Here is a 10370-nt window from a genome sequence, read left to right on the forward strand (position 1 = left end):
TGTCCTCACTAGGGTGGCTCGGGTGACGACGCGCCCCTTCGTGCCTCCGCCCCGCGAGCCGGCACCGGAGACCGGCGGCGGCAAGATCGCCGTCGACGCGCCGATCGCCGCGCCTGTGCCGCCTCCGCGCAGCATCTGGGGAATCGTGTTGCCGATCGGCCTGGTCGTCGGCGTGGTGGGCTTCATCGTCGCGATGTACGTCTCCGGTCAGCGGTCGCTGGCCAACGGGTTCGCGATCTTCCCGCTGATCATGCTGATGAGCATGGGCGGCATGCTGTTCCGCGGGCGCGGCGCCGCCCAGCGCATGCCCTGGAGCCAGCTCGAGCAGTACCGCCGCGAATACTTCGCCCGGCTCGACGAGGTCCGCGACGAGGTCACCGAGGCGGCCCGCAAGCAGTGGGCGCACCGGGCGCACAGCCATTGGCCGCCGTCGCAGCTGGTCAGCGTGGCCGGCTCGCCCCGGATGTGGGAACGCCGCCCCGGCGACCCGGAGTTCGGCGTCGTCCGCCTCGGCACCGGCAACGTGGCGCTGGCGATGACCATCGACACCCCGCAGATCCCGGCCGCATCCAAGATCGAGCCGGCGACGGGCCACGCCCTGCGCAAGTTCTTGATCGAGCAGCGCCACGTGCGCAACATGGCCCGCGTCGTCTGGCTGGAACGCCAGCCCGGGGTGTCGCTGGTCGGCGACATGGAAGCGGTGCGCGGCGTCGCTCGGTCCATGATCTGCCAGCTCGCCGCCTTCCACAGCCCCACCGATCTGCAGATCATGGTCGTCTCGTCGGCGCCGTCGCGATGGGACTGGATCAAGTGGCTGCCGCACTGCCAGCACACCGCCGTCCGCGACGGCTGCGGCGAGCGACGGCTGCTGTTCTCCTCGCCTGCCGAACTCGAGGGCTTCGCCGGCGACGAGCTGCTCGACCGCAAGGAATGGACGCCGCCGCCGTCCGGCCTCCACGGCGGACCGGATCCGTCGGCGCCGCCGCTGTGGGTGATCGTCGACGACCACTGCGGCGCGGCCGACGACTGGGCGGCCATCACCGGCAAGCGCGGCGTGGGCCGGGTCTGCTTCGTGCGGCTGGCTCCGGAGCCGACGACGGGTGTCGGCTTCGACCCGGACAGCACCTACCGGCTGTCGGACGGCGTGCTGCGCAAACGGGCAGGGGCGATGCTGCGGTGAGCGCACCTCATGAACTCGAAGACGCGTTCTACGCCGTCGCCGACACGATGACGATCGCCGAGGCGGAGCGGTTCGCCCGCACGCTGTCGGCGTGGCGCCCAGTGGGGTCGGCGTCCGTCGTCACGTCTGACGGCCCTGCACGAGACTTGTTGGAAGTGCTGGGAATTCGCGACGCCCGCAAGCTCGACGTGGACCGGCTGTGGTCGGCGCGACGCACGCAGAACCGGCTGTGGATGCGGTTCCCGATCGGCTTGGACCCCTCCGGCGAGGTGGTCGAGCTGGATCTCAAGGAGACCTCGCAGTACGGCATGGGCATGCATTCGGTGCTGATCGGGTTCTCCGGCTCGGGCAAGTCGGAGACGATCATCACCGAGGTCACGTCGCTGGCGCTGACCCATTCCCCCGAGACCGTCAATGTCGCGTTCCTGGACTGGAAGATGAAGTCGGCGGGCATCGTGCTCGAACGGTTCCCGCACGTCGTCGCCAGCGTCAGCAACCTCGGCGACGAGATGCACCTGGTCGAGCGCATGCTCGAGGCACTCGAGGGCGAGCTGGACCGCCGCGGCGCGTTGTGCGCCGCCACCAACTGCAAAGACCTCAACGTCTACAACGAGAAGCGGCTCATCGACCCGTCGCTGGAACCGGTGCCGGCGTTGGTGGTCATCATCGACGAATACCAGGAGCTGTTCGGCAGCGAGCTGGGCAGCAAGTTCATCGACCTCTGTTGGCGGATCGTGCGTCAGGGCCGGTCGCTGCATGTCTTCCTGCAACTGGCCGGCCAGACCGTCGACGTGCACCGGCTGCAGAAGATCCGCAGCCTGATCGGTTTCTTCATGGCGCTGCGGACCGGCACCGAGGAAGACTCGCGGGAGGCCATCGGCTCGGCGATCGCGGCCCATCTTCCCGAAAAGGGCAGGGAGGGAACGGGTTACCTGCGTGAGGGGCAGCGCCCGCCGCGTGAGTTCCGCGCGTTCTACAGCTCGCCGCCGTTCGTGCCGCCGCCTGAGACGGGTCCCGCGCCGCAGGCCGCCGCCGGCACGTGGTTTTCGCCGAGGCCGTTCACCGCCACGGTCGCCGAGGACGAGGACGGCCTGCTGGCCACTCCCGCGCTCAACGGCCAGGAACCCGAACAGCCCCAGCCGGCGCCGCTGCCCGCCGCCCCGGGTGAGCTGCCGCCCACGCTCGTCGACACCATCGTCGAGTCACTGCGTGCCACGGGTGCGCGGCCGCCGCGGCAACTGTGGCTGCCGCCCTTGAACAAGCCCGCCGCCGCCGACGAACTGGTCCGGCTGTACCGAGGCAAGCCGTGGGACGTCGACTACGGCGACAACGCCGGCCTGGCGTTCCCGGTCGGCATCGAGTACCGGCCGCGCCAGCACCGCCAGGACGTGCACACCTTGGATCTGCTGACCGCCAACGGGCTGGTGATCGGTGCGCCGCAGTCGGGCGTCACCACCACGCTGATGACGATGATGACGACGGCCGCGCTGATGTACCGCCCGGAGCGGGTGCAGTTCTACTGCGTGGCGGCCGGCGGGCCGAGCCTGGCCGCGGTCGCCGGCCTGCCGCACGTGGCGGGCTTGGCCCCGGCGCTGGACCGCGAGGGCGTCGGCCGCATTCTGGCGACCGTGCAGGGCATCGTCGCCGAGCGCGAAGCCATTTTCGCCAAGACCGGCTTGGACATGGACGAGGTGCGGCGGCGCAAGTTCGGGCCCCAGCCGCAGCCGGTTCCGGTAGCCGGTGGTGACGTCGTGCTCGTGATCGACGGCTGGGCGACCTTCGCCACCGAATACCCCCAATATGTCGACCACATCGTGGCTTTGGGTCGTGCGCTCAGCTACGGCGTGCACATCGTGGTTTCGCACACCAGCTACCTGCAGGGCTTCAAACAGGCACTGAAGCCGCTGGCCACCGCGCGGATCGAACTGCGGCTCACCGATCCCGGCGACTCCGAGATGGACCGGGTGCTGGCACGCAAGGTGCCCAAGAACATCCCCGGCCGCGGCCTGACCAAAGCCGGGATGCATCTGCTGATCGGTGTGCCGGAGCTGGCCGAGCAACCGCAAGGACGAGTCGACGCACGCTCCGTCGGCGCCGTCGTCGCCGCGCATTCCGGCGTGCGCAAGGCCGCGACCGTGAGCCGGCTGCCGGAGTCGGTGCCCTACGAAGAGGTCGCACGACGGGCGGGCCGCCCTGCCCGTCGCGGCCTGCTGGCGTTCGGGCTGTCAGAGACCGACCTCGGTCCGGCCTACCTCGACCTCGACGACCACCCGCACGCTGTTGCGGTCGGGGCACCGCGGTCGGGACGCACCAATTTCCTGCGCACCCTGTGCCGCGCCATCACCTCGCAGTACACCCCCGATGAGGCGCGGCTGGTGATCCTCGACCCGCGACGCACGCTGTTCGGGGTCGTGCAGGGCGCTCACCTCGGCGAGTACGCCTACACGCAGACCGCAATCCGGGAGGCGGTCCGCAAAGTGGTCACCGAATTGGACAGCCGCCAGCCGCCGCCGGGCACCACACAAGAAGAAATGATGACGAAGAAGTTCTGGTCCGGTCCGGAGATCTTCGTCGTGATCGACGACGCCGGGCTGTGGCCGGTGATGGACAATCCGCTGGCTGCGCTGGCCATGCACGTCGAGCAGGCCCGCGACACCGGGCTACACATCCTCGCCGGCACGGCGGTGGCGAACTGGAACCAGGTGGCGATCGGAAGTTCGCTGCTGGGCAAGATGCGCGCTTCGCTCACCCCGACCCTGATCCTCGACGGCCGCCGCGACGCCGGCAAGATCGTCGGCGACCTGGTCGCCGAGCCGCAGCGTCCCGGCAAGGCGATCTACTTCACCCGATCAGCGACCACCGGCGCGCTGATCGCGTGGACCAACCCGCCGGCACTGCCCACGGGGCCGACGTCTTGACCCAGCAAACCGTGCCTGAAGAATTCCACAGGGCCGATATTGGCGCTGTGGCATGTCTCACGGCCGGTTAGGATCATTTCGTCACGTTACGACGGTCGGGAGGAAACACATCCATGCTTGTCGATCCAGCGCTGTTGGGCGCCGCCGCGTCGACGGAAACCGCCGGAACCGCCACCATGGCGTCAGCCAGCGCCGCCGCCGCGCCCGCCATCTCGGCCGTGCTGCCCCCGGGTTCTGACTCGGTGTCGGTGCGGGCCGCCGCAGTGCTCAACGCCCGCGGCGCGGAGACCACGGCGATTCTCGCGGACTACATCGCGATGCGTGGCCTGTACGCGGGGGCGATCGGCAGCAGTGGCGCCACCTACTCGACGGTGGAGGGCATCAACGCAGCCACCGCTGCGTTGGGCGGCTAACCGGCTACATGCCTGGGGTTGAATGGGGCGCGATGCCGCCCGAGGTCATCGCCGCGCAAGTGACCAGCGGGGACGGCGGCGCCAGCCTGACAGCAGCCATCGCGGCGTACCAGGAACTCGTGGCGACGCTCACCACCGAAGGTGCCACCATGGGCGCGACTGCGGCAGGCACCGCAGCCAGCGGATGGGAAGGTCTGGGCGGCACCGCGATGGTGGCCACCGCAATGCCCTACGTCGCGGCGCTGGAGGCGCTGACCGCATGGATCGAGCAGGCGGGCACTGCGGCAGCGGCGATCCTGGACGCCTACCACACCACGCGTGCGTCGCTGATCCCGGTGCCGGCCTGTGAGACCAACCGAGCGCAGTTCGCCGCCGCCGTGGCGGCCGGCATTTTCGGCTGGCCTGAGGCCGTCGCACTCGAGGGTCAGTATCAGGAGTACTGGGTCCAAAACGCCAGCCTCGCCGGCTCCTACGAGGGCGTCGTCACCGGAATCCTCGCGCCGCTGGCCACTCCGCCGCCGCCTGCGCCGTTGACCGCGAACCCGGCCGGACCCGCCGCCCAGGCCGCCGCCGTCGGGGAGGCCGCCGCCAACGGCGCGGTGAACGCAAGCATGCACAGCAGCCTGCAAGGCGTCAACGAGGCAGCCAGCGGCACCCAAGCCGGCGCGGCGCCCGCCGAGGCGGCGCAATCGATGCTGTCCAGCGCCCCGCAGATGCTCGGCCAGCTGAGCCAGCTGCCCCAGATGGCGAGCCAGGCACCGCAGTTGCTTGGCCAGTTTCCCCAGATGCTCAGCCAGTTCCCGCAGATGGCGATGGGCATGCTGGGTCCTCTCACCAGCGGCATGAACGCCAGCTCCGCCGCAGACATGGCAGCCCTGGAGAAGGCCGGCGCGGATGTGGCTCCCGTGGCGGCCGGCACCGACGCCGCCGCGCGCACCGGCAGCAGCGGACTGTCGGGCAGTAGCGCGGTGATGTCCAGCTTTACGCGGCCGACCAGCAGCTTCAACGCTCCCGGGCCGCCGAAGCTGCCGACCGGATGGTCCGCGGCCACACCCGCAGTCCCAGAGGTTGCCTCCTCGGCACAGCCGGCGATGGCCGGCGGAACCGGCGGCCTCTACGGTGCGCCGGGCATGATGCGCGATGACCGCAGCCAAGAGAACGCCAAACCGGTGCGCACGGTCCAGCTGACCACCGCGCCCGCTGCGGGGAGGGGGGAATAACCGAAGAAATTGGTGCACGGACCACCGTTTCGTGCGGCTTAGACTCAGACGGACAGCAAACAAACCCGAAAGAAGACATAGATGGCGGATTCGCAGTTACTCGTCACTCCCGACCAGATGCGCAGCGCTGCCCAGCAGCTCGAGCAGCTGCGCGACCAGGCCAACGCCACCCTGCAGAACTACCTCAACGCCGCCCATGACGTGCATTCATCGCAAGGCTGGTACGGCATGGCGGCCAGCACGAACATCACCACTACCGAAGAAATTCACAACGCTCAGATGAAGCTCACCACGCAATGGGGCGAGCTGATCAACACGCTGCGGCAAGCTGCCGACAACTACGAGCATCAGGAACAGAGCTCTCAGTCCACCATCGCCGGCGTCGCGAATTCGCTTTAGTCAGAAGGGGTTTCAGTCATGGACGGAATGTTCGTCTACAACCCGGCGATGCTGCCGGACTATGTGCAGTCCATCTCCACGGCCAGCGCTCAGCTCGAGGACGTCCGCAGCCAGGCGCAGAACGTGCTGGCGCATGTGCGCTCGGTGTTCGACTCCCGCGGTGGCGGCGCCTTCGAGCAGGCCCAGATGATGATCAACTCCGGCATCGACGCCGGCAAGGAGGTCATCATGCGGCACTCGCAGGTGGTCGGCAACGCCCATGAGGACATGGTCGCTACCGACGTCTCGGCGGCGCAGTCGTTCGGGTTCTGACCCTCAGCAAACCTAGACCAGGGGAGGCCCTGCCGCGGAGACACCGCAGGGCCTCCCCTGTCTGATGTGAGAGAACCGATGGCTGATCTGACCACCACCACCGCCGGCATCTGGGTGCTGCAGGCGCTGCTCGGCGTGGAGACCATGCCGGTGACGCTGCGGTTGCGGCCGTACATTCCGTCGGTCGATTCCGGACCGACGGTCGCGACCGTGGCCGGCGAGCGCCCGCTGACGCAGACCGCCGAGTACGCGAGCCTGGTCGCAGCCGGCGTCATCGGCGCCGACGGCCGGGTGGACGACGCGGTGCGCGACTGGATGGCGGTGGTCGGCCGGCCCGAACGCGAAGTCGTCGTCGCCATCCGCCGCCCAGCCGAGGACTCCGACGGAGCGATCCAGGAACGGACTCTGTCGATGTGCCGGCGCGGCCGCTGGCTGGCGATGATCGCCCGCAGTGGCGACGAGGTCGTGCTCGCCCCGGTCGGCGAGACCGCGTCACCCGACGAGCAGCTTGGCTTGATTTCCGACACGGTCCTGCATGCGTTCGGCGACGCCCCGCCGGCCGCCATCGACGGGGTCAACTTGCCCACTGATGCGCTCAAAGCGGCGATGGAAGCGGCTCGCGGCGGTGACCGCTGGGCGGTCGCCAACGCACTGGCGCGCCTCGGTCTGGCACCAGACCAGGTGGCCGCGCTGGTGGCTGGTTTGCGGTTGGACGAATCCGCGATGGCGGTGGTCTCGGTCATCGACCACGGAGTGGCCCGCACAATCCACCCCGATGTGCTCGGCGTATACGACACCGCCAGCGGGCGGTTCAGTCTGAGCACCACCAGCGCGCCCGACGGGTCGAGCTGGACCAGCATCTGGCCGGCCACACCGGGGTCGCTGCGGCAGGACCTGGCTCGGCTGCTTTCAGTGCCCCGGCCCACCGCATACCCGGTTTGACCTCCGGTTTTCCAAGACTCAAGCGACGATAAGGTACTGACACATGGCGTTGAACCTGGCGAGCGGCCTGCAGGTGTCGGCGCACTTCTTCTGGCAGCGCCGCAACGCCGCCGCGCTGTCACACCACGGCGTGCGCATGGAGTTCGATCCGGTGCAGCGCCAGCGCGCGTCCCTGCTGCTCGGCTTCGTCTTCGCGCTGCTCGGGGTGGCGCTGATGTTCCTGCTCTCGTGGTTCAAGCCGGCGGGGCAGGTGGGTAAGTCGACGATCCTGGCCGACCGCGACACCGGAGCAGTGTTCGTGCTCGTCGACGGGCGGCTTCATCCGGCGCTGAATCTGGCCAGCGCGCGGTTGATCGCCGGGCAGGCCGCCAATCCGACGTTCGTCAAAGCCACCGAGCTCTCCAATTACCCGCAGGGTCCGACGGTAGGCATTGCCGGAGCGCCGATGGCGATGCCGTTGCGCACTTCCGACGCCTCGCAGTGGGCGATCTGTGACACCGCGGCCTCGGGCAAGGCCTCTGCGCCGCCGACTGTGACCGCGATCGGCGGCCCGCTGACCGTCGGACAACGGGCGCAGCAGCTGACCGCCCCCAAGGCGGTGCTCGTCACGCACAACGACACGACCTATGTCATCTGGGGCGGCCACCGTTCCCAAGTCGACCTGTCGAACAAGGCTCTTGCTCTCGCACTCGGATTGGATTCCGCTGCGCCACAACCAGTTTCGATATCCAACGCATTGTTCGACGCGCTGCCGGCCACTGAGCCGATCACGACGCCCACGGTCCCGAACGCCGGCGCACCGGGCGGCTGGAACCTGGCACCCGGCGCTGTCGTCGGGTCAGTGCTGTCGGTGCGCGACCTGCAAACCGGCGAAGACACCTTCTATGTGCTGCTGACCGACGGGGTGCAGCGGATCTCGCCGTTCGTGGCGTCGCTGCTGCGCTCGGCCAACTCGTTCGGCAATCCGCTGCCGCTGGTGGTGGCACCGGACAAGCTCGCCCACGTGCCCGTCGTCAACTCACTGCCGGTGGGCTATTACCCCACCACCCGGCTGACGTTCGTCGACACCGCGGCCAATCCGGTCACCTGTGTTGCGTGGTCCAAGGGCTCGACGGACCGTTCCGCGGTCACCACCGTGCTGTCCGGCAAGGGCCTGCCCATCCCGGTGGGCGCCGACTCGCGGCTGCTGCAGCTGGTCAAAGACGCCCGCGGCCCGGCGTCCATCGAGGCCGATCAGGTATACATGGCGCCGGGTGCCACCAACCTGGTGATGACCACCAGCGCTGCGCCGGAAGCCACCACCCGCGAGTCGCTGTGGTGGATCAGCGACCAGGGGGCGCGGTACGGCATCTCGCTCGACGACGCGTCGCTGCGAGCTCTGGGCATCACCCCGGGCATGGCCCGGCAGGCGCCGTGGCCGCTGATCCGCGTGTTCGCCGCTGGCCCGGCGCTTACCCGAGCGGACGCGCTGACGCAGCACGACACCGTGTCCGCGCCGGCGGAGGCGGCCCCGCTCGGCCAGCCCCAATAACGATTTTGAACAAGGAGACCGATCCAGCCGTGACCGAACGTGACGACTTCCTCCAAGAGCATCTCGGGCCGCCGCCGGATGACGAGCCCGCTCCCGCGCACGCCGCGCAAGACCCGCCCGACGCCGCGGAGCAGCCGAGCACCCGCCCCGAGCCGGTAGTGCCCCGCTCCCCGGAGCCGGGTGTTCGCCCGTACGAGGGCGCGCCGCCGCAGCAGTGGCCGACGCCGCCGGAGCCGGGCGCTGCGGCGCAAGGCGCGCACTACCGCACCGGACCGGCAAGCTATCCCCCGCCGAGCCGGCAACCTCAGCAACCGCCTACAGCCGGCGGCCCCACCTCCTCGGAAACCGGCCGGATGTTCAATCCGGGCCGGCCGGAACGCCCGTCGGGATGGCCGCCGGCACGCGAGCCCGCGACGCCGGGTCAGCGGCCAGGCCCAGGCTGGCAGCAGCAGCCCGCGCCCCGCTGGCAGGAACCACCGACCCCGCCGACGAACTGGTCCTACGTGGACAGCATCCGCACCAGCGAACTGGTGCCGACCCGTAAGCCGCCGCCCGGTCGGGGCTGGCGCCGGGCGGTGTACAAGGCGACGTTCGGGCTGGTGAACCTGGGCCGGTCGCCGGACGAGCTGCGCCAGGCCGAGCTGGAAGCCAAGATTCGCTCGGTGCTGCGTGGGCACTACAAGATCGGTGTGCTGGGCAAGGGCGGCGTCGGCAAGACCACGATCGCCGCCAGCGTCGGCTCGATCCTGGCCGAGCTGCGCCAGGACGACCGGGTGGTCGCCATCGACGCCGACACCGCATTCGGCAAGCTGGGCAGCCGCGTCGACCCGCACGCCGCGGGCTCGTACTGGGAACTCGCCGCCGACGACCACCTCGACACGTTCGCCGACGTCCGCAGCCGCGTCGGCAACAACTCCGCCGGGTTGTTCGTGCTCGCCGGCGAGGCGTCCACCGCGCGGCGCCGCGTGCTCGACCCGGCCGTCTATCGAGAGGCCGCACAGCGGCTGGACCGGCACTTCACGATCTCGATCGTCGACTGCGGCTCGACGATGGACAGCCCCGTCACCCAGGAGGTGCTGCGCGACCTCGACGCGCTGATCGTGGTCTCGTCGCCGTGGGTGGACGGCGCCGCCGCCGCCGGGCAGACCATGGAGTGGCTGGCCAACCGCGGCCTGACCGGGCTGCTGCACCGCACCGTGGTGGTGCTCAACGACTCCGACGGCCACGCCGACAAGCGCACGCGCAACATTCTGGTGCAGCAGTTCGCCAGCCGGGGCCAAGTGGTGATCGAGGTGCCGTACGACTCCCATCTGCGGCCCGGCGGAGTCATCGACGTGTCGACGGAGATGTCGCCGAAGACCCGCCGCAAGATGGTCGAGATCGCCGCCGCGATCGCAGAACATTTCCCGGCGACGACGGACGCGCCGCGGGAGAGGCGATGACCGCTTCGAGGGG

9 protein-coding genes are annotated in these 10370 nt (G+C 69.6%); all 9 read left to right on the forward strand.

The features are described 5' to 3' along the window. Positions 1–22: 22 nt before the first annotated feature. The 9 genes from AC5Y39_RS14445 (at position 23) to AC5Y39_RS14485 (ending at position 10357) form a co-directional block, all read left to right on the forward strand. Entirely contained in the window at positions 23–1180 is a 1158-nt protein-coding gene (locus AC5Y39_RS14445) for a hypothetical protein (RefSeq protein ID WP_500017693.1), read from the forward strand. Further along, positions 1177–4098: a type VII secretion protein EccCb gene (gene eccCb / locus AC5Y39_RS14450; RefSeq protein ID WP_500017691.1), complete on the forward strand. Its 2922-nt coding sequence runs from the start codon at positions 1177–1179 to the stop codon at positions 4096–4098. Before AC5Y39_RS14445 ends, eccCb begins: the two co-directional genes overlap by 4 nt. A gap of 113 nt (positions 4099–4211) precedes the next feature. Next, positions 4212–4511 carry a PE domain-containing protein gene (locus AC5Y39_RS14455; RefSeq protein ID WP_500017689.1) on the forward strand — a complete coding sequence of 100 codons (300 nt, stop codon included), beginning with the start codon at positions 4212–4214 and terminating at the stop codon, positions 4509–4511. An 8-nt stretch (positions 4512–4519) separates the two neighbouring features. Next, positions 4520–5731: a PPE domain-containing protein gene (locus tag AC5Y39_RS14460; RefSeq protein WP_500048234.1), complete on the forward strand. Its 1212-nt coding sequence runs from the start codon at positions 4520–4522 to the stop codon at positions 5729–5731. An 81-nt stretch (positions 5732–5812) separates the two neighbouring features. After that, positions 5813–6130: a type VII secretion target gene (locus tag AC5Y39_RS14465; RefSeq protein WP_499912497.1), complete on the forward strand. Its 318-nt coding sequence runs from the start codon at positions 5813–5815 to the stop codon at positions 6128–6130. An 18-nt stretch (positions 6131–6148) separates the two neighbouring features. Beyond that, on the forward strand, positions 6149–6442 hold the full coding sequence (locus AC5Y39_RS14470) for a WXG100 family type VII secretion target (RefSeq protein ID WP_499912499.1): 294 nt from the start codon (positions 6149–6151) through the stop codon (positions 6440–6442). A gap of 78 nt (positions 6443–6520) precedes the next feature. Further along, positions 6521–7384, forward strand: a complete 864-nt coding sequence (locus AC5Y39_RS14475; protein ID WP_500017685.1) for an ESX secretion-associated protein EspG — start codon at positions 6521–6523, stop codon at positions 7382–7384. A 43-nt stretch (positions 7385–7427) separates the two neighbouring features. Continuing rightward, positions 7428–8915, forward strand: a complete 1488-nt coding sequence (gene eccB, locus AC5Y39_RS14480) for a type VII secretion protein EccB (RefSeq protein WP_500017683.1) — start codon at positions 7428–7430, stop codon at positions 8913–8915. Positions 8916–8944: 29 nt separating this feature from the next. After that, a complete protein-coding gene (locus AC5Y39_RS14485; RefSeq protein WP_500017681.1) occupies positions 8945–10357 on the forward strand; it encodes a MinD/ParA family ATP-binding protein in 1413 nt (470 codons plus the stop codon). The last annotated feature ends 13 nt before the right edge of the window (positions 10358–10370 follow it).

The organism is Mycobacterium sp. NGS39 (genome assembly GCF_059812765.1).